General features: G+C 72.8%; 13 protein-coding genes. 4 read left to right on the top strand and 9 right to left on the bottom strand.

The genetic code is table 11. The features are described 5' to 3' along the window. Window positions 1-18: 18 nt before the first annotated feature. The gene (locus tag OG766_RS28630; RefSeq protein WP_266387390.1) at window positions 19-1,692 is read left to right on the top strand and encodes a SpoIIE family protein phosphatase; all 1,674 of its coding nucleotides are present in this window, start codon (window positions 19-21) and stop codon (window positions 1,690-1,692) included. Between the two features lie 37 nt (window positions 1,693-1,729). On the opposite strand, the gene OG766_RS28625 is transcribed toward OG766_RS28630, so the two are convergent. After that, window positions 1,730-2,320 (bottom strand): TetR/AcrR family transcriptional regulator, encoded by a 591-nt coding sequence (locus tag OG766_RS28625; protein WP_266387392.1) that lies wholly within the window; start codon window positions 2,318-2,320, stop codon window positions 1,730-1,732. Window positions 2,321-2,559: 239 nt separating this feature from the next. Between OG766_RS28625 and OG766_RS28620 the strand changes: the two genes are divergently transcribed. Next, window positions 2,560-3,501, top strand: a complete 942-nt coding sequence (locus tag OG766_RS28620) for an alpha/beta hydrolase family protein (RefSeq protein WP_266387395.1) — start codon at window positions 2,560-2,562, stop codon at window positions 3,499-3,501. 64 nt (window positions 3,502-3,565) lie between these two features. Here the strand turns inward: OG766_RS28620 and OG766_RS28615 are convergent, their stop codons facing one another. Beyond that, window positions 3,566-4,285, bottom strand: coding sequence for a GbsR/MarR family transcriptional regulator (locus OG766_RS28615; RefSeq protein ID WP_328726518.1), 720 nt, complete (start codon window positions 4,283-4,285; stop codon window positions 3,566-3,568). A gap of 214 nt (window positions 4,286-4,499) precedes the next feature. Between OG766_RS28615 and OG766_RS28610 the strand changes: the two genes are divergently transcribed. Next, window positions 4,500-5,600, top strand: a complete 1,101-nt coding sequence (locus tag OG766_RS28610; RefSeq protein ID WP_266387401.1) for a serine hydrolase domain-containing protein — start codon at window positions 4,500-4,502, stop codon at window positions 5,598-5,600. A 17-nt stretch (window positions 5,601-5,617) separates the two neighbouring features. Here the strand turns inward: OG766_RS28610 and OG766_RS28605 are convergent, their stop codons facing one another. After that, window positions 5,618-7,765, bottom strand: a complete 2,148-nt coding sequence (locus OG766_RS28605) for a SpoIIE family protein phosphatase (protein ID WP_266388783.1) — start codon at window positions 7,763-7,765, stop codon at window positions 5,618-5,620. 151 nt (window positions 7,766-7,916) lie between these two features. Further along, the gene (locus OG766_RS28600; RefSeq protein ID WP_328726517.1) at window positions 7,917-9,323 is read right to left on the bottom strand and encodes a DUF6777 domain-containing protein; all 1,407 of its coding nucleotides are present in this window, start codon (window positions 9,321-9,323) and stop codon (window positions 7,917-7,919) included. 223 nt (window positions 9,324-9,546) lie between these two features. Between OG766_RS28600 and OG766_RS28595 the strand changes: the two genes are divergently transcribed. Next, window positions 9,547-10,821 (top strand): streptophobe family protein, encoded by a 1,275-nt coding sequence (locus tag OG766_RS28595; protein ID WP_328726516.1) that lies wholly within the window; start codon window positions 9,547-9,549, stop codon window positions 10,819-10,821. 157 nt (window positions 10,822-10,978) lie between these two features. Here OG766_RS28595 and OG766_RS28590 read toward each other — a convergent pair whose 3' ends face one another. The 5 genes from OG766_RS28590 to OG766_RS28570 all read right to left on the bottom strand — a co-directional run bounded on the left by OG766_RS28590 (window position 10,979) and on the right by OG766_RS28570 (window position 19,412). Next, entirely contained in the window at window positions 10,979-11,605 is a 627-nt protein-coding gene (locus tag OG766_RS28590) for a hypothetical protein (protein WP_266387410.1), read from the bottom strand. 11 nt (window positions 11,606-11,616) lie between these two features. Beyond that, window positions 11,617-13,983 (bottom strand): FHA domain-containing protein, encoded by a 2,367-nt coding sequence (locus OG766_RS28585; RefSeq protein ID WP_266387413.1) that lies wholly within the window; start codon window positions 13,981-13,983, stop codon window positions 11,617-11,619. 103 nt (window positions 13,984-14,086) lie between these two features. After that, entirely contained in the window at window positions 14,087-15,238 is a 1,152-nt protein-coding gene (locus OG766_RS28580; RefSeq protein WP_266387415.1) for an XdhC family protein, read from the bottom strand. A gap of 46 nt (window positions 15,239-15,284) precedes the next feature. Then, window positions 15,285-16,748 (bottom strand): NCS2 family permease, encoded by a 1,464-nt coding sequence (locus tag OG766_RS28575; RefSeq protein WP_328726515.1) that lies wholly within the window; start codon window positions 16,746-16,748, stop codon window positions 15,285-15,287. Between the two features lie 255 nt (window positions 16,749-17,003). Further along, complete coding sequence (locus OG766_RS28570; RefSeq protein ID WP_266387421.1) at window positions 17,004-19,412, bottom strand: xanthine dehydrogenase family protein molybdopterin-binding subunit; 2,409 nt, start codon at window positions 19,410-19,412, stop codon at window positions 17,004-17,006. Window positions 19,413-19,416 lie beyond the last annotated feature (4 nt).

Raw genomic sequence — 19,416 nt, 5'->3', positions numbered from 1 at the left:
AGGGGAGGAGGTGCTCGTGTGGCTGCCGATCGTCGGGACTGGCTCCAGGACCGCCGCGGACTGCGCACGGCCGACGCCGGCGGCCCCGGCCCCCGGCCTTGGGAGGACGACCTGCGGGGAACCCCGGCCGGTGTCGGCGTTCTCGGCGCGGACCTCCGCTATCGCTTCGCCAACCCCGCCTACTGCCGGATCACCGGGGAGGCTCCGGCGGACCTCGCGGGCCGCTCCCCGAGCGCGCTCGCGGAGCGGTACATCGGTACGCCCTCGCTGCTGGCCGAGGTGCTCGCCGACGGGGTGCCGCGTACCTGGGTCACCGGCCCGGGCGGCCGCTGCCACACGACCTGCCTCCGGCTGGAGAACCGGGGAACCGTCACCGGCGTCCTGTGCATCGTGATCGAGACCCCCGTGCCCGGGCTCTACGAGGAGCTCGAGCTGGCCCGTGCCCGGCTCGCCGCGGCGGACGAGGCCGTGGAGCGGATCGGGACCTCCCTCGACGAGGTCGCGACGTGCCGGGAACTGGCCGAGTTCCTGGGCCCGCGCCTCGCGGAGGCCGCCGCCGTCGACGTGCTCCCTCCCCCGGTGAAGAGCGGTGCGCCGCCGCCGACGCCCACTGCCTCGGCGATGCGCCGGACCGCCGGGACCGGGGCCGTGGAGCTGCTCGACGACGCAGACGGCCGGCGCCGTCCGGGGACGGAGTCGGCTCTCGCTCGCGCCATCGAGACGCGGCTGCCCGCGACGGAGCACGGCGACGGGGAGCGGGTCACGGTGCTGGCCGTGCCGCTGACGGCGGCACCGGACCGGGGCGGCGCGGTCGGCCCGGTGATCGGCGTGGTGCTGCTGGCCCGGGTGGGCTCGCCGTTCAGCGAGAACGAGATCGCCATCACGCGGCACGCGGCACGACGCGCGGCCGTGAGCATCGCGCACGCCCGCCAGTTCGCGACGGAGCAGGGCAAGGCGGTCGAGCTGCAGCGCGCCCTGCTGACCGAGCCCGGCAAGCCCCACCCCAACCTGCAGTTCGCGACGCGCTATCTGCCGGTCGGCAGCAGCAATCTGGTCGGCGGCGACTGGTTCGAGACGGTACGGCTCCACTACGGCCGGACGCTGCTCGTCATGGGCGATGTGATGGGGCACGGCGTCGAGGCGGCCGTCGAGATGAACACGTACCGGTCGATGCTCCGTGACGTCGCCGCGGCCGATCTGCCGCCGCACCGGGTGCTGCGCCAGCTCGACCTCGCCATCGCCGACACCATGGCGCGGCCGGCGACGTGTCTGCTGGTGCGGGTCGACCCGGCCCGCGGGCTCGGTTCGTTCTCCAGTGCCGGGCATCTCCCGCCGGTCGTCTTCACCGCGGCCGGGTCGGCGGAGCTCGTCGACGTACCGGCCGGGCCTCCGCTCGGCACCGGTCTCGGCGGGTACGAACTCGTCACGCGCGAACTCACCCCCGAGGACACCCTCCTGCTGTACACGGACGGGCTGGTCGAACGGCGCGACGAGGACATCGACGTGTCGCTGGAGCGGCTGACGTCGGTGCGGCTGCCGTGCACCGCGCCGATGGAGGACATGGTCGACGCGGTGGTCAGGGAGCTGGACGCGGAGCACGCCGAGGACGATGTCGCGCTGCTCGCCGCCCGCATCCGCCGTCGCCGCCCGCACAGCTCGGAGGAACAGCCCTTGCAGGGCCACAACCGCTAGACCTGGCCTGGTCCGTGGAGGTCGGTGTCACGGCCGGTCAGCGCGGTTGTCGTAGTCCCGCGACCAGGAGCGCGGCCAGCCGGCGTGCATCGTAGCGGGGGTCGCTGTCCGCGCCGATGCAGAGGTTTCCGATGCCGCGCATGAACTGGTAGGCGTCGAGGTCCGTGCGGATCTCGCCGGAGGCGGCGGCGGCGTCGAGGAGCTGGGTGCACACCGGCAGGAGACGGTCGAGGAAATAGGTGTGCAGCGTCTCGAAGCCGGCGCTGTCGGCCTGCATCGCGGCGGCGAGGCCGTGCTTGGTCACCAGGAAGTCGACGAAGAGGTCGGCCCACCGCCCGAGGGCGGCGTGCGGCGTCGGGCCGGCCGCGAGCAGGGCCGGGCCGGCGTCGGCGCAGGCGTCGACCTGGTGGCGGTAGACGGCGATGACGAGGTCCGCCCGGGTGGGGAAGTGGCGGTAGATCGTGCCCATTCCGACGCCCGCCTCGGCCGCGATGTCGCGTACCGGCGCGTCCACGCCCGAGGTGACGAAGACCGCGGCGGCCGCGTCCAGCAGGGTCCGCTGATTGCGCCGGGCGTCCTTGCGCTTGGATCCGGCCGCGCTTCCCGCGTTCTGGCCGCTGTCGTCCACCGCGGCGCTCCTTCCATGGCTGACCTTGCAAAGCGGAACAGCGTTCCGTATCGTAAGCGGAGCAAGGTTCCGGTTCACTCATGATGACAGACCGGGCGACCGGCGGCCAGGCCGCTGCCGCGATCACGCCCCGCCGGCCCGGCCTGCGGCGTGCCCCGCCACCGGGCGCACCGGGCGCACCGGGCCAAGAACGCGAAGAACACCAAGACCGCCAGAGAAGCCGAACGGAAGGCACCTCCATGTCCGAATCGAACGCCACGCACACGCAGAGGACCGCGGGCGCGCCCCCTTCGGTGATATCCGCGAAGCCCGTCGTCCTGCCCGCCCCGGGCCGCGGTGAGGACCTCCAGGTCCGCGTGTCCGCCCCCGCGACCGGCGGCGACCTCCCCGTCATCGTCTTCTCCCACGGCTTCGGCTGGTCGATGAACGGCTACGCCCCGCTGGCGGACCACTGGGCCGCGCACGGCTTCGTGGTCATCCAGCCCACCCACCTCGACTCGAGGACGCTCGGCATCCCCGCCGAGGACCCCCGTACGCCGATGATCTGGCGCTTGCGGATCGAGGACCTGGGGCGCGTCATCGACGAACTCGACGCCCTGGAAGCCTCCGTGCCCGGCCTCGGCGGGCGCCTGGACCGCGGCCGCATCGCCGTGGCGGGCCACTCCTGGGGAGCGCAGACGGCGAGTGCGCTGCTCGGCGCGCGCGTCCTCGGCCCCGACGGCGTTCCCGGCGAGGACATGTCCGACCCTCGCGTCACCGCGGGCGTACTGCTCGCCCTGACCGGCCTGGGCGACGACCTGACCCCGTTCGCCGCCGAGCATCTCCCCTTCCTGAAGCCGTCGTTCGACGCCATGACCACGCCGGCCCTCATCGTCGCCGGGGACCAGGACCAGTCCCACCTGTCCACCCGCGGACCGGACTGGTTCACCGACCCCTACACCCACAGCCCGGGACGCAAGAGCCTGCTCACCCTCTTCGGCGCCGAGCACTCGCTCGGCGGCATCCCCGGGTACGAGGTCGCCGAGACGACGGACGAGAGCCCCGCACGCGTCGCCCTGATCCAGCGGCTCACCACGGCGTTCCTCCGCAGTGCCCTGCTCGCCGAGGACGCGGACTGGAAGACGGCGGCCACCGCCCTGCAGGACGACCCCGACCCGCTGGGGACGCTGCGGAGCACGTAGGAGCAAGCAGAGGCCCCGGACCGCGACAGTCGGCATCGCGAGGATCCGGCCCGGGCGGCCCGGGTCACTCCCGGCTGCGGCGCTCCTGGACGAAGACCTCGCGCCAGTGCTCGGCGGAACGGACCAGGTCCTGGCCGACCCGGTCGAGGAACCGGCCCATGTCCGAGAGCCGGGCGGCGGCCGAGGTGGCGGTGGCGGCATCGAGGATCTCGGCGCCTTCCTGGGCGGCCTCGGCGAGGGCGGCGTTCATCCGGGCGCTGGCGAGCATGGCCCGGAACCAGACGTCCTCGTCGATGACGTACCGGTCCCGTCGCTCCCGGGCGTCCCGCTCCCGCCGGATGAGCTCCTGTCCCTCGAGGTAGACGACGGCCTTGGAGACCGACGCGGGGCTCACCTGCAGCACCCGGACCAGTTCGGCGGCGGTGAGGCTGCCGTCCTCGGACGTGTACAGGCACGCCAGTACGGCCGCCATCATCCGCGGGATCCCCGTGGCCACCAGGAGTTCCGTGAAACGGTCCGCGAAGTCGCGCACCCTCGCGGAGTCGACGGACGGGGCGGGGGCCTGCGGGGCCTGCCGCGGCGTGGACCGGCGGGCCCGCCTCTGGGTGGCCCTGTGGGCCTGGTCGGCGCGGTAGTCGTGGGGACCGCCGTTGCGCATCACTTCCCGCGTGACGGTCGACACCGGCCGGTCCAGGCCCTTGGCGATCTCGGTGTACGAGAGCCCGTCGGCCAGGCCGACGGCGATCCGCCTGCGGTCCTGCTGGGTCAGCCTGCCGCCCGGCATGAGCGGTCTCCTTCCGCCGCAACTGCGTTCACCACTACATCATTGCAAGACTCTCGATGAGCTTTTGCGTTCATCCGCATGCTCATTGCAAGACTTCACAGCATCTGAGCTGCACGAATGACATTCACGCTCGATACGTTGTTTGCCGGAACAGTGAACGCAACGTAGCCTTTTCGATGTCGCGAACGGCGCGGCCCCGTATCGAGGAGTCACGATGACCGCCACTCAGATCGCCGCCACCACCGCCGCCCCCGTCCAGCAGGTCCTGAACTCCGCCGTCACCGACCACGGCTTCCCGGGCATGGTCGCCGAGGTCCGCAGGGACGGCCGGCGCTGGTTCGGGGCCGCGGGCACCGCCGAGTACGGCACCGGCCGCGAGCGGCTGGCCGAGGAGCAGATCCGGGTCGGCAGCATCACCAAGACGTTCACCTCGACCGTGATCCTCCAGCTCGCCGCCGAGTACGTGCTCGGCCTGGACGACACGGTGGAGACGTGGCTGCCCGGGCTGATCCGCGGCAACGGCCACGACGGCGACAGGATCACCATCCGCCATCTGCTCAGCCACCGCAGCGGCCTCTTCGCCTATGTGCTCGACGCGGACATGCTCCGCCGCTACTCCGGCCCCGAGCTCCTCGCCCACCGGTTCGACCGCTGGAGGCCGCAGGAGCTGGTGAAGATCTCCCTCTCCCACCCGGCCGAGTTCGAGCCCGGCACGGACTTCTCCTACTCCAACACCAACTTCGTCCTCGCCGGCCTGATCATCGAGAAGGCGACCGGCATGTCCTACTCCGACGCCCTCGACCTGCGGATCCTGCGCCCCCTCGGGCTGGAGTCCACCTATCTCGCCGACAAGGACACCGAGTTCCGCGGCCCGCACGCCCACAGCTACTCGAAGCTGACCCTGCAGGAGGCCGACGCCCCCACCCACGACGTGACCGAACTCGACGCCACCTACGGCTTCGCCACCGGTGAGCTGATCTCCACCACCGGCGACCTCTCCACCTTCCTCGGCGCCCTCCTCGGCGGCCGTCTCCTGCCGCCCGCCCAGCTGGAGGAGATGCTCACCATGACCCGCGTCCCGGACGGCAAGTGGCTGGACGGCCACAGCTACGGCCTGGGCCTGTCCTCGGTCGAACTCCCCAACGGCACCCGCGTCTACGGCCACGGCGGCATGATCACCGGTAACTGGTCCTACCTCTACGGCACCCGCGACGGGCGGCAGACCGCCGCGATGCACGTCAACGGCGACTGGGGCTGCCCTCCGGTCGACCTCTTCATCGAGACCCTGAACGCCGCCGTCCAGCCCGACGCGTGACAGCCGGCAGAAGCTGCTCATGCCGGTCGGCGACCCGAACGGGACTCCCGGGAGCCGGCCGCGGGACCGCCGGACACAGTGCCCTCGGACGCGGGCCGGGTGCCCGTCAGGCGCAGCAGCAGGAGTGCCACGTCGTCGGCGCGCTCGTGCGTCTGGGCGGTGTGAGCGACGAGGCTGTCCGCCACCTCCTCCAGGGGGCCCGCGCCGACGTCGGCGAGATGGGCCCCGAGATCGGCCAGTTCCTCCTCCAGGTCGGTGTCGGGCAGTTCGATGAGGCCGTCGGTGTAGAGGGCGAGGACGGAGCCGGGCGGCAGCGGGACCTCGGTCGCCGGGTAGCGGGAGGCGCCGTCCACGCCGAGGACCGGGCCGCCGGGGACGTCGAGGACCCGGACGGATCCGTCCGGCGCACGCAGCAGCGGATGCGGATGGCCCGCCCGGGCGACCAGGGCGCGGTGGTGCTCCAGGTCGAGTCGTACGTACACACAGCTGACGAACAGGTCGGCGTCGAGGTCCATGAGCAGCCGGTTGGTGCCTGCCATGACCTCGCCCGGGGGCTGTCCGACCGCCGTGAACGCGCGGATGGCGGTGCGGACCTGTCCCATCAGCCCGGCCGCGGCCACGTTGTGGCCCTGGACGTCTCCGACGACGGCGGCAGGACCGTCGCCGATGCCGATGCCGATGCTGTCGCCGGTGCCGGTGCCGCGGATCAGGTCGTAGAAGTCGCCGCCGATCTCCATGCCGCGGGTGGCCGGCAGATAGCGGGCGGCGTGTTCGAGCCCGGGCACGTCCGGCAGGGAGCGCGGCATCAGCGCGGACTGCAGACCGTGGGCCAGTCGGTGCTTGGCGTCGTACAGCCGGGCCCGCTCCAGGGCCTGGGCGATGAGGCTGACGAGGCTGGTGAGCACGGCGCGGTTGTCGGGCGGGAAGTGGTGCGGCTCCGCGTAGCCGAGGACGCAGGCGCCCACCGTACGGCCGGACGCGATCAGCGGCAGATACGCCCAGGCCGCCATGCCGTCGCGGGTGTTCTGGCGGGCCGGGTAGACCTGCTCCAGATCCCGTCGGGACTCGAAGAACGAAGGCACTCCCGTGACCAGTGCCTGGGCCCCCGGTGTGTGGGCGCTCAGCGGCATCCCGTGGAAGCGCTCCACGATGTGCGGGTCGTCGTAGCCGCGGTGGCCGATGACGCTCAGCCGGCCGGCCTCGGCGGCGAGGATGACCAGCGCCTGGCAGCCCACGGCGGGCATGAACTCGGCACCGGCCATCTCGATGACGTCGTCGACGCCGACGGCTTCCGTCAATCCGCTGGCCAGGCTGAGGACATGGGAGATGGCCACGAGCGGGGTGGGGGACGGCTCGACGGCGTGCCGTCCGGTGCCCCCGGCGGTACGGGCGGGGGTGACGCGCACGGAGATGCCCGTGGTGCTGGGGTGGAGGCGGAACGAGAGCCAGTCGCGGGGCGGCCGCAGCGCCACGAACGAACTGGGCTGCTGGCTGATCAGGGCGGCACGGTAGCGGTCCTCGTACACCGGGTCGTTCAGCCAGGGCAGCGCCCCCCACAGCTGTCTGCCGAGCAGCTCGCGCCGGGCCAGCCCGAGCAGCTCCGCACCCGCGGGGTTGACGAAGGTGATCCGGCCGTTGAGATCGAGGGCGCACAGTCCTTCGGGGATGCGGTCGAGCAGTTGCAGGGCCTCGGCCGCGTTCGACCCGCCGGTGAGGGCCTGGTCACCGAGGATGTCGGGCTCGGTGCGGAAGGGACGGCCCCGTTCGCTGACCCGTTGCAGGCGCAGCGCGAGCCGCTCGCAGGCCGCGGCGAGATGCTCCCGTTCCCATGCGGAGAGTTCGGGCGGGTGCGAGCCCGGCCAGGTCACGAACACCGCCCCGTACACGGTGTCGTCGGTGGCCACCGGCAGTGCGGCGAGGGCGAAGGGGTACGGCAGGACCACCGCGATCCGGGGATAGCGGGCGGCCATCTCCTCCTCGCCGCCGACCCAGACGAGGCATCGTTCCCGTGCCGCGTCGGCGACGGGTATCGGCGCGTTGATGCCGACCCGCTCCCAGGGTGCGGCGAAGGCCCTGGGAAGGCCGGCCATGACCGCCATCTCCAGGGCCGTGCCGTCGGGCGCGAGCAGATACACCGCTCCGGCGACCGCGCCGACCTCGTCCATCGCCCCGGCCAGCGCCAGCGAGAGCAGCGGCTGCCGGCTCTCCCCGCCGGGGCCCGGACCGGCTGGGGGCGCGGGCGTGCCGGAGGGGGGCGGGTCGGTCACGGCCGGCTCACCTCCTCCGCGTCCGTGCGGCTGGTCGGTGGAAGACGCCTCAGCTCGCCGGCGCCGGGGACGTCGGCGTCTTCGCGGGTGGGACGACGATGTCCGGCAGCGAGGGGACGATCGGCTGCTCCTCCTGGGGCGGTGGTCCGTCGGACCGGGGCTGGGTGTCGGGGGCGGGCTCCTGCTTCTCCGCCGGGGTCGACGCGGGCGGCTGCGGCGGCGAGGCGGGCGGCTCGCTCTTCGTGGTGCCGTCCGTGGCGGTGCGGCCGGGCGTGGTGTCCTCCGCCGGCGTACGCGGCGACGGAGAGCCGGCCGGGCTGTCGGTCCCCGGGCTCTTCGGCGACGGGCTCACCGACCCGGGGCTGTCCGTCCCCGGGCTCCGGGACTCCGACTGCCCGGAGGTCGTGGAGCCGGTGGGTCCGGTGGGGCTCGCGGACGTCGGTGCGGCCGGGACGAGGACCGGTGTCGACGGATCACGGGGCGGGGGCGCGGGTTTGTCCTTCGCGACGTCGTCCCCGGGCTCCCGGGCGATGTAGCCGTCGTCCTTCGCGTCGTAGACGACGAAGACCTCGACGTTCTCCGGTGCCGGGGTGACGGCCACGGTGTCGGCCGCGTCGTACCCGGGCCAGCTGTCGCCGGTCCGCTCGGCGGGCCCCTGGACGAACACGGGCGGCAGCAGCGGGTTGCCGCAGGCACAGCGCACGCGCGGCACGCCCCGGCCGTCGACGAGGACGGCGGTACCGGCCTGCAGTACGGCCTGGTACGGGGTGGCGGCGCCGTCCGCGTACCGGTGGTTGGTGACCCGGGTGTCCATGCGCAGGGTGACGGGGGTCAGGGAGCGCAGATGGTCCGGGACCCCGGCCGGTTCGATGCCGAGGACCGAGGCGAAGGCGCGGTTCCTGTCCGGCTGCTCGGTGAGGCTGCGGATCTGCTGCTCGGTGTCGCAGCTGGCGAGCTTCTGGGTGCCGCCGTAGAGGCCGGGGGTCGCGCCGTCGACGCCGCGGGTGACGTTGCCGCCGGCCGGGGAGGGGGAGGCGGGCGACGCGGGCAGTTTGGCGCGCGGCTGCGGTGTCGCGGGGACCTTCGCCGAGGACGGGGTGAAGGGGGCGGGTCCGGCCTCCGACGCGGCCTGCAGATACACCTCGCTGCCGGACGAACCGCCGGGGCGGGTGAGGACGATGGCGAGCGCCGCGGCGGCGACCACGACCGCCGTGATCGACGCGATCCTGGGTACGGAGCGCCACCAGGGGCCCGCGCCGCCCCGTCCGCCGCCCGTCGGGCCCGGCCGCCTCGGGCGGCCCCGCCCGCTCCCCGCGCCTCCGCCGCTTCCTGTCCCTGCGCCTCCGCCATGTCCCGCGCCGTCCCCCGGCGGCGGTGGCGGCGGCGCCTCCCCGCCCGAGAGCGGGCCGGAGGGAGGTCCTGCGGGTGGTCGCCCTGACGGCGGTTGCGCGCTCACGGGCCCTACTTCCCAGACGTCCCGGACTTCCGTCTTCCGTCTGCCGGCTTCCGGAGCTCCCGGGTTTCCCAGCCGTCCCAGAGATCGAGGGTGGTTTCGAGATCGAGGGGGTTTCCCCCAATTGTGTGCCCCGCCTCGGCGCGGCACGCAAGCCGGGCCCCCGGCCGGGACCGGTCGGCCCATCCGGCGCGCGGCCGTCGTCCCCGCTGCTTACCGTGGCACCGTGAGCCAGCACGGAGCCACCTCGCCGGGTCGCGCCGCACATGCCGTACGCGACTGGCGCGACGCGCTGGTGGCCGTCGTCGCGGGCTTCGCCGCCATGCTCGCCGTGGCCGCCCTGGGCCTGTGGGCGGCGGGCGGAACCGGCCTTCCCGAGAACGCGTTCCCGCAGGTCGTCGCCGCCCTGGTCGTCATGGCGGCCGGTGGCTCGGTGGGGCTCGCGGGAGACGCGGGTTTCGTGGCCCGGTCGCAGGCCGAACTGACGGTCATGCCGCTGTCGGTGAGCCTCGTGGGGGCCCTGGTGACGGCTCTGCTGTTCCTGCGGCCGCTGCGTCACCGCGCCGTCGCCAGGACCCGTGAGCTGCTCGGCCGGTTCGCCCGGCTCGCGGTGCTGTGGCTGGCGGCGCTGGCGGGGCTGGCCGCGGCGGCCAACAAGACGTTCCCGGTCTCGCTCGGGGAGGACTCCCTGCTGAGCGATCTCGGCGAGTTCCTCGATGCGACCCCCGAGGTCGGCTTCCGCGCGGACGTGGGTCCCACCCTGCTCTACGGCCTGCTGTGGCTGATCGGGGTGATCGCGGTCGCCCTCATGGTGTCCCGGAAGGCCCCGCTGCCCGCCCGGCTGGTGCGGTTCCAGGAGTCGGTGCGCCCGGCCGCGTACGCGATGGTCTGGCTGCTGCTCGCGTACGTCGTCCTCGGGCTGTGCGCCGGGATCGTCGTCGCGGCGACCCACGGGCACCCCGCCCGCACCTTCGCGATGATGCTGCTCGGCCTGCCGAATCTCGTCTGGCTCGCGCTCACCCTCGGCCTGGGCGCGTCCTGGGAGGGCAAGGTGGAAGGGCCCTTCGGACTGCCGATGCCGCAGGTGCTGGACGCCGTCCTGCGCGGCGAGAACACCTCGACGCTGAGCGTCTCCACGCTCGCCGAACAGGACGGACGCGCCTGGTGGCTGGTGGTGGTCGCCGCGGTGCTGGTGCCGGCCGCGGCGTTCCTGATGGCGGTGCGCTCCCCCGCGCGGACCCGGCCCTGGCAGCACGCCCTGCACATGGGTGTGGCGCTGGCCCTCACGATGCTCGTCGTGTGTCTGACCGGCCGGGTCGCGGCACGGTACGGGCTGTCGCTGATCGGTGTCGGCGATCTGGGAGGGCTCGGCGGCGAGGTGGCGCTGGAGCCGCGGCTGTGGGCCGCGGTGGGCATCGGTCTAGGCTGGGGGATCGTCGCCGGGCTGCTCGGGTCCCTGCTGGCCGCTCCCGTACGGCGCCGAGGCGAGGTCGCTCCGTAGCGAGGTCCTCCCGGGACGATGAACCCCACCGCAGCGAGGTCCTGCCGGGACGATGAACCCCACCGCAGCGAGGTCCTGCCGGGGCCATGACCCCCTCAGCAGCGAGGTCCTTCCGTGGCCATGAGCCACTCCGCAGCGGCGCGGGGCCACGCGCCGGTCACCCGGAGTGGCCCCTGCCGGCCCCGGACCCGGTCCCGGGTTCCGTGATCCGTCCCGGCGGTGCGGGGGCCGACGGGCGGCCGGGCTCGGTGGCCCGCCGGGGTGTGTCCGCGGGCGCCTCGCGCGTGGTGCTCGGGGGCGCCGTGGTGGCGAACGGGGCCAGCCTGGCGCCGTCGCAGTACACCCAGCGCTCGTGCTCGGCGTCGTACAGCCAGAGCGCCTCCCCGTCGACGACGACGCCCAGCCGCATCCCCTGGGTACGTCTGCGGAAGGTCTCCCCGTCGCAGCGGCCCGTCGCGAGCTCCTGCGCCGCCCGGCGGTACTGCGACAGCACCTCCTCCGCGCGGGCGAGCAGCGGCTGCGGGTCGGCCGTGCGGTCGAGCGGCTGCCCGGCGGACGGCGGTGCCTTCGGTACGGCGATGAGCAGGCGCCCGTCGACCCAGGCCGACCAGCCGTTGGCGCACAGGACGCGTCCCCACTCGCCCCGCCGGTCGACGAGTTCGACCGGCAGGAACGGGTCGAGCGGCGCGCTGGGGCTGGCGACGTCGGGGCTCTCCCAGGTCGCCATGCCCTCGCCGGGGACGACATGCGTGGGCCGGAAGCCGGGCACCGCGGTCTCGGTCATCGTCGCCGCCGCTACTTCCGCATGACCGCGGGCTCGTGGCGCCGCAGCAGCTGGGCGATGACGAACCACAGGACGGCGCAGAACACCAGCATCACGCCCATGTTCGGCAGCCACACCCCGAGGGAGTGCCGGAACAGCGGATCGGCGGTGTCCGGCCCCGGCACGATCCGGGCGATGTCGACGGTGCCCGCCATCGCGGCGAAGGCCCACCGGGCCGGCACCAGCCACGCCAGCTGCTCCATGCCCGCGACGCCGTTCAGCTTCAGCAGCGCGCCGCAGAAGACGATCTGGACCATGGTGAGGAGGACCAGCAGGGGCATGGTGACCTCCTCCTTGGGCACGAGCGCGGAGATCACCAGGCCGATCATCATCGACGTGAACGACAGCAGCGCGACGGCCACGGTGATCTCGATGAGCGGGGGCAGCACGACGCCCCGCCCGCCGGGCGCGTTCAGGTCGACGCCGAAGAGGCCGACGAGGGTGAGGACGACGGCCTGGGCGACCGTGACCACGCCCAGCACCACCACCTTGGACGTCAGATAGGCGGATCTGGACAGGCCGACGGCGCGTTCGCGCCGGTAGATGACGCGTTCCTTGACGAGTTCGCGTACCGCGTTCGCCGCTCCGGTCAGGACTCCGCCGACGCACAGCACGAGCAGGGCGTCCAGCGCGGTCTCCTGGGTGAATCTGCTGCCCGCCAGTCCCCGGGCCATCAGCCCCATCCCGAACGGCAGCGCGATCATGATGATGATGAAGGTGCGGTCGGCGCTCAGCACGGACGCGTAGCGCCGGACCAGGGTGCTCAGCTGCGCGAACCAGCTCTGCGACTTGGGCGGCGGCGCGGCGTCCAGGGGCCTGCGGTCCTGGCCGGTCCGGGGCTGCGGGGTGACGTCGATGAACTGGCGGTGGTACGGGGAGGCCCGGAACTCCCGCGCCCAGTCCCGGTCGTGGTCGTTCTCGAACGCCTCGAACGCCTCGGGCCACTGCTCGAAGCCGAAGAAGCCGAGGGCGTCCTCGGGTGCGCCGAAGTAGGCGATGCGGCCGCCGGGCGCCATCACCAGCAGCCGGTCGCACACGTCGAGGCTGAGCACGCTGTGGGTGACGACGATGACGGTCCGGCCGTCGTCGGCGAGCCCGCGGAGCATGTGCATGACCGAGCGGTCCATACCCGGGTCGAGACCGGAGGTGGGCTCGTCCAGGAACAGCAGCGACGGCTTCGTCAGCAGCTCCAGGGCCACGCTGACGCGTTTGCGCTGGCCGCCGGAAAGACTGTGGATGGGCTGGTCCGCACGCTGCTCCAGGCCCAGTTCGCGGATGACCTCCGACACCCGCGCCTCGCGTTCGGCGGGTGCGGTGTCCTCGGGGAAGCGCAGCTCGGCGGCGTACATGAGGGCCCGGCGGACGGTGAGCTGGACGTGCAGGATGTCGTCCTGCGGTACGAGTCCGATGCGCCGGCGCAGTTCGGCGTAGTCGCGGTACAGGTCGCGCCCGTCGTAGACGACGGTGCCGTGCTCGGCGGGGCGCAGTCCGGTGAGCGCGTTCAGCAGCGTGGACTTCCCGGCGCCGCTGGGCCCCACGACGGCGAGCAGGCACTTCTCGCCGACGGGGAACGACACGTGGTCGAGGAGGACCTTGCGGCCGTCGTCCACGGTGACGGCGAGGTCCTGCACATCGAGCGAGACCTCGCCGGAGTCCACGAACTCCTGCAGTTCGTCGCCGACGAGGCTGAACGTGGAGTGGCCGATGCCGACGATGTCCCCGGCCGAGAGCCCGGCCCGGGTGACGGGCTGTCCGTCGAGGTAGGTGCCGTTGTGACTGCCGAGGTCGACGATCTCGTACGTGCCGTCGACATGGGCCCGCAGCTCGGCGTGGCGGCGCGAGACGATGAGGTCGTCGATGACGATGTCGTTGTCGGTGGCGCGGCCGATGCGGACGGTGCGGGTGGGCAGCGGGCGCACCGTGGTCGGCTGCCGGAGGGTGCTGGTGGCGGGCGGCGGCGGCGTGGCCCGGGGCGTGGGCGGCGCTTCGGCCGGGGACGGCGGGGGCGGCGGCTCGGGCTCCGTGCCGACCAGGACGGCGCGCGGGCCGTCCTGGGGGTTGCCGAACCGGATGACGCTGCCGGGGCCCACCCCCCATTCGTGGACGCGGCGGCCGTCCGCGTAGGTGCCGTTGGTGCTGTTCTCGTCCTCCAGCGTCCAGTGGTCCGCCACCGTGCGCAGGACGGCGTGGTGCCAGGACACCCGGGCGTCCTCGATGACGATGTCGCTCAGGGGGTCACGGCCGACGTGGTACACCCTGCCCGGGCTCATGAGCGTCGAGCCCCTGTCGGTTTCCATGACCAGCTCGGGCGCGGTCGGCGCTGCGGGCCGCTCAGCCATGCGTCGATTTTAACTTTCGCACCCTTTGCCCGCCCGGTGTCGCTCGCCCGGTCTCCCCCGCGCGGCGCTGACCGGCACGGTGTCTCCCCGCGCGGGGCCGGGGTCAGGCGACGGACCCGATGATCTGCGCCGGTACGCGCGGCTCGTCGTGGTGGATCGGCGTGTGGGCGCCGGTCAGCGAGACCCCGCTGCCGCCTCGCCGGCCGGCGACGATCTCCGCCGCGATCGACAGCGCCGTCTCCTCGGGCGTCCGGGCTCCGAGGTCGAGGCCGATCGGCGAGCGCAGCCGGGCGAGTTCCCGTTCGGTGACGCCCGCCTCGCGCAGCCGTGCGTTGCGGTCCTCGTGGGTGCGCCGGGAGCCCATGGCCCCGACGTAGGCGACGGGCAGCCGCAGCGCCCGTTCGAGCAGGGGGATGTCGAACTTGGCGTCATGGGTGAGGACGCACAGCACCGTACGGCCGTCGACGTCGGTCGACTCCAGGTAGCGGTGCGGCCATTCGACGACGATCTCGTCCGCGTCGGGAAAGCGCGGCCGGGTCGCGAAGACGGGGCGGGCGTCGCACACGGTCACGTGGTAGCCGAGGAACTTCCCGACGCGGACCAGTGCGGACGCGAAGTCGATCGCCCCGAAGACGATCATGCGCGGGGCGGGGACGCTGGATTCGACGAGCAGGGTGAGGGGCCGCCCGCAGCGCGAGCCGTCGGCGCCGATGGGGGCGGTGCCGGTGCGGCCGGCGTCGAGCATGGCGCGGGCCTCGCCCGCGGCCGTGCGGTCCAGTTCCGGGTGGCCGCCGAGGGTTCCTTCGTACGAGCCGTCCGCACGGACGAGCAGGGCGCGCCCCAGCACGTCGGCCGGCCCGTCGGTGATCCTCGCGAGAGCCGCCGCCTCCCCTTGCGCGGCGGCGGTGAGCGCGGCGGCGAGAACGTCCCTCGCGGGAGAGTCCGCGCGGACCGGGGTGACGAGGATGTCGATGATCCCGCCGCAGGTCAGGCCCACGGCGAAGGCGTCCTCGTCGCTGTAGCCGAAGCGTTCGAGCACGGTCTCGCCGTCCTCGATCGCCTGCCGGCACAGGTCGTAGACCGCGCCCTCCACGCATCCGCCGGAGACCGAGCCGATCGCCGTGCCGTCGCTGTCGACGGCGAGCGCGGCTCCCGGCGGGCGGGGCGCGCTGCCGCCGACGGCCACCACGGTGGCGACGGCGAAGTCACGGCCCTGCCCGACCCACCGGTGCAGCTCGTCGGCGATGTCCAGCATGTCGGTCTCCTCCGGGGATCGGGGATGCGTGGAGGGCTCGGCGGAGTCAGTGGACTCCCAGCCAGCCTTCTATCGGGTTGAGTGCGAAGAACACGATGAAGATCGCGGTCAGCACCCACATGAAGCCGCCCACTTCCCGGGACTTGCCCTGGGCCGCCTTGATGGCGACGTACGCGATCACACCGGCGGCCACGCCCGGGGTGATGCTGTACGTGAACGGCATCAGCACGACGGTGAGGAAGACCGGGACGGCGACCGCACGGTCCCCCCAGTCCACGTGCTTGGCGTTCTGCATCATCATCGCGCCGATGACGACCAGGGCCGCGGAGGCGACCTGGGGCGGCACGATCGCGGTGAGCGGGGTGAAGAAGAGGCAGGCCGCGAAGAACAGTCCGGTGACGACCGACGCGAGCCCGGTCCTCGCGCCCTCGCCGACGCCGGTGGCCGACTCGACGAACACGGTCTGGCCCGAGCCGCCCGCGACACCGCCGATCGCACCGCCGGCCCCGTCGATGAACAGCGCCTTGGACAGGCCGGGCATCCGGCCGCGCTCGTCGGCGAGCTTGGCCTCGGTGCCGACGCCGATGATGGTGGCCATGGCGTCGAAGAAGCCGGCCAGCACGAGCGTGAAGACGATGAAGCCGACGGTCATCGAGCCGACGTCGCCCCAGCCGCCGAACTCGACGTGCCCGAACAGCGAGAAGTCGGGCATGGAGACCGCGCCGCCGCCGAGCTCCGGCGGGGCCATGTTCCAGGCCTTGGCGTCGAGACCGGCCACGTTGTGCACGACGACCGCGACGACCGTGCCCACGACGATGCCGATCAGGATCGCGCCGGGTACGGCGCGGGCCTGCAGCATGAAGATCATCAGCAGGGTGAGGCAGAAGATCAGTACGGGCCAGCCGGCCAGCTCGCCGCCCGCGCCGAGGGTGACGGGCGGTCCGAACTCGGAGCCCTTGCCGACGAAGCCGGCCTTGACCAGGCCGATCAGGGCGATGAAGAGGCCGATGCCCATCGTGATGCCGTGCTTGAGCGGCAGCGGGATCGCGTTCATGATCAGCTCACGCAGTCCGGTGACCACCAGGAGGCAGATCACCAGGCCGTAGACCACGCACATGGCCATGGCCTGCGGCCAGGTCATCTGCGGGACGACCTGCGAGGCGAGCACACCGGAGACGCTCAGTCCGGCCGCGAGGGCGAGCGGGACCTTGCCGAAGAAGCCCATCAGCAGGGTGCTCGCGGCGGCCGCGAAGGCGGTCGCGGTGATGAGTCCCGGTTGGCTCAGGACGTTGCCGGCAACGTCCTTGCCGTTGAGGATCAGCGGGTTGAGCAGGAGGATGTACGCCATCGCCATGAAGGTGGTGATGCCGCCGCGCACTTCCCGCGCGACCGTCGATCCTCGTTCGGATATGTGAAAGTACCGGTCGAGCCAGGACCGTCCGGCGGGAACGCGCGAGCCGGGGCCCGCGTCCTCCGCGGTGGTCCTCGGCTCCACTGACGACTGGGTCATGATGCCTACTCCCAAGGTTCACAGGGGCACCCGCACCGGACGTGAATGCCGCGTCGGGCTACGGGATTTGGGATTCTTCGTGGGCTGCACGACCCGGGGGACGGCCCGAGACGAACGGGTCTGCAGACCGGGGAACCCAGGGGGTTCGCCACTGCAGTTCTTCCGGTGTTGCTGAGCAGGATCTCCTGGGGACTGTCGCCGCCTGGGACCTGAACCGGTGGCCGAGGGGACGGAATCCCCCCGGCCGCCGGAGGGCTAGGTGCCGGTGAGGTGTTCGGGGCGTACCGGCGTCCTGTCGAGCTCCAGACCCGTCGCGTTCCGGATCGCCGCGAGGACGGCCGGGGTGGACGACAGGGTCGGGGCCTCGCCGATGCCCCGCAGCCCGTACGGGGCGTGGTCGTCGGCGAGTTCGAGCACATCGACCGGGATGGTCGGGGTGTCGAGGATCGTGGGGATCAGATAGTCCGTGAAGGACGGGTTGCGCACCTTCGCGGTCTTCGGGTCGACGATGATCTCCTCCATGACCGCCACACCCAGGCCCTGGGTGGTGCCGCCCTGGATCTGGCCGACGACGGACAGCGGGTTGAGCGCCTTGCCGACGTCCTGGGCGCAGGCCAGCTCGACGACCTTCACCAGGCCGAGTTCGGTGTCCACCTCGACGACCGCGCGGTGCGCGGCGAACGAGTACTGGACGTGGCCGTTGCCCTGGCCGGTGCGCAGGTCGAAGGCCTCGGTCGGACGGTGCCGCCACTCGGCCTCGACCTCGACGGCCTCGTCCTCCAGCACGTCCACCAGGTCGGAGAGCACCTCGCCGCCGTCGGTGACGACCTTGCCGCCTTCGAGCAGCAGCTCGGCGGTGGCCCAGGCGGGGTGGTAGGAGCCGAACTTGCGGCGGCCGATCTCCAGGACCTTCTCGCGGACCAGCTCGCAGGAGTTCTTCACCGCGCCGCCGGTGACGTACGTCTGGCGGGAGGCGGAGGTGGAGCCGGCGGAGCCGACCTGGGTGTCGGCGGGGTGGATGGTCACCTGGGTCACGCCGAGTTCGGTGCGGGCGATCTGGGCGTGCACGGTGACACCGCCCTGGCCGACCTCCGCCATCGCGGTGTGCACGGTGGCGACCGGCTCGCCGCCCACGACCTCCATGCGCACCCTGGCGGTGGAGTAGTCGTCGAAGCCCTCGGAGAAGCCGACGTTCTTGATGCCGACCGCGTAGCCGACGCCGCGGACGACGCCCTCGCCGTGCGTGGTGTTGGACAGACCGCCGGGCAGGGCGCGTACGTCCGACGCGCCGCCGGCGACCTCCCACTGGCGCTCCGGCGGCAGCGGGCGGGCCTTGATGCGGCGCAGCAGTTCGGCGACGGGGGCCGGTGAGTCGACCGGCTGGCCGGTCGGCATGATCGTGCCCTGCTCCATGGCGTTCAGCTGCCGGAACTCGACCGGGTCGATGCCGAGCTTCGCGGCCAGCTTGTCCATCTGCGCCTCGTAGGCGAAGCACGCCTGGACCGCGCCGAAGCCGCGCATCGCGCCGCAGGGCGGGTTGTTGGTGTAGAGCGCGATCGCCTCGATGTCGACGTCGTCGACGACGTACGGGCCGACGGAGAGCGACGAGGCGTTGCCGACGACCGCCGGGGACGCCGACGCGTAGGCGCCGCCGTCCAGGACGATGCGGCACGTCATGTGCGTGAGCTTGCCGTCCTTGGTGGCGCCGTGCTCGTAGTGGAGCTTCGCCGGGTGGCGGTGGACGTGCCCGAAGAAGGACTCGAACCGGTTGTAGACGATCTTGACCGGCTTGCCGGTGCGCAGCGCCAGCAGACAGGCGTGGATCTGCATCGACAGGTCCTCCCGGCCGCCGAAGGCGCCGCCGACGCCGGAGAGCGTCATGCGGACCTTCTCCTCGGGCAGGCCGAGGACCGGGGCGATCTGGCGGAGGTCGGAGTGCAGCCACTGGGTGGCGACGTACAGGTCGACGCCGCCGTCCTCGGCGGGCACGGCGAGGCCGGACTCCGGGCCGAGGAACGCCTGGTCCTGCATGCCGAAGGTGTAGTCGCCCTCGACGATGACGTCGGCGCGCTCGCGGGCCTTCGCCACGTCGCCGCGGACGATCGGCTGCCGGTGCACGATGTTGGGGTGCGGGACGTGGCCGATGTGGTGGTCGTCGCGGCCCTCGTGGACCAGGATCGCGCCGGGCGCGGTGGCCGAGGCCTCGTCGGTGATGACGGGCAGCTCGACGTAGTCGATCTTGATCTTGGCGGCGGCGCGGCGGGCCGTCTCGGGGTGGTCGGCGGCGACGAGGGCCACCGGCTCGCCGTGGTGGCGGACCTTCCCGTGCGCGAGGACCGGGGTGTCCTGGATCTCCAGGCCGTAGTTCTTCATCTCCGTCGGCAGGTCGTCGTAGGTGAGGACCGCGTGGACGCCGGGCATGGCCAGGGCCTCGGAGATGTCGATCGACCTGATCTCGGCGTGCGCGACGGTGGAGCGGAGCGTCTGGCCCCACAGCATGTCCTCGTGCCACATGTCCGAGGAGTACGCGAACTCGCCGGTGACCTTGAGGGTGCCGTCCGGGCGGAGCGTGGACTCGCCGATGCCGCCCTTGGTCTGCGACCCCTGGGTGACCTCGGTGGGCGTGCCCGCGGGAGTGGTGGTGACTCGTGGATGGAGCGCCATGGTG

Source organism: Streptomyces sp. NBC_00259 (genome assembly GCF_036181745.1).
Classification (GTDB): domain Bacteria; phylum Actinomycetota; class Actinomycetes; order Streptomycetales; family Streptomycetaceae; genus Streptomyces; species Streptomyces pratisoli.
Note: the sequence above shows the minus strand (reverse complement) of the source record. Positions and strands in the feature narration are given on the sequence as shown.

Coding starts and splice junctions, on each gene's coding strand:
- OG766_RS28585 (WP_266387413.1), bottom strand. CDS start 13,983: ATGGCTGAGCGGCCCGCAGCGCCGACCGCGCCCGAGCTGGTCATGGAA.
- OG766_RS28580 (WP_266387415.1), bottom strand. CDS start 15,238: ATGCTGGACATCGCCGACGAGCTGCACCGGTGGGTCGGGCAGGGCCGT.
- OG766_RS28610 (WP_266387401.1), top strand. CDS start 4,500: ATGACCGCCACTCAGATCGCCGCCACCACCGCCGCCCCCGTCCAGCAG.
- OG766_RS28575 (WP_328726515.1), bottom strand. CDS start 16,748: ATGACCCAGTCGTCAGTGGAGCCGAGGACCACCGCGGAGGACGCGGGC.
- OG766_RS28590 (WP_266387410.1), bottom strand. CDS start 11,605: ATGACCGAGACCGCGGTGCCCGGCTTCCGGCCCACGCATGTCGTCCCC.
- OG766_RS28570 (WP_266387421.1), bottom strand. CDS start 19,412: ATGGCGCTCCATCCACGAGTCACCACCACTCCCGCGGGCACGCCCACC.
- OG766_RS28620 (WP_266387395.1), top strand. CDS start 2,560: ATGTCCGAATCGAACGCCACGCACACGCAGAGGACCGCGGGCGCGCCC.
- OG766_RS28605 (WP_266388783.1), bottom strand. CDS start 7,765: ATGGACGAGGTCGGCGCGGTCGCCGGAGCGGTGTATCTGCTCGCGCCC.
- OG766_RS28615 (WP_328726518.1), bottom strand. CDS start 4,285: ATGCCGGGCGGCAGGCTGACCCAGCAGGACCGCAGGCGGATCGCCGTC.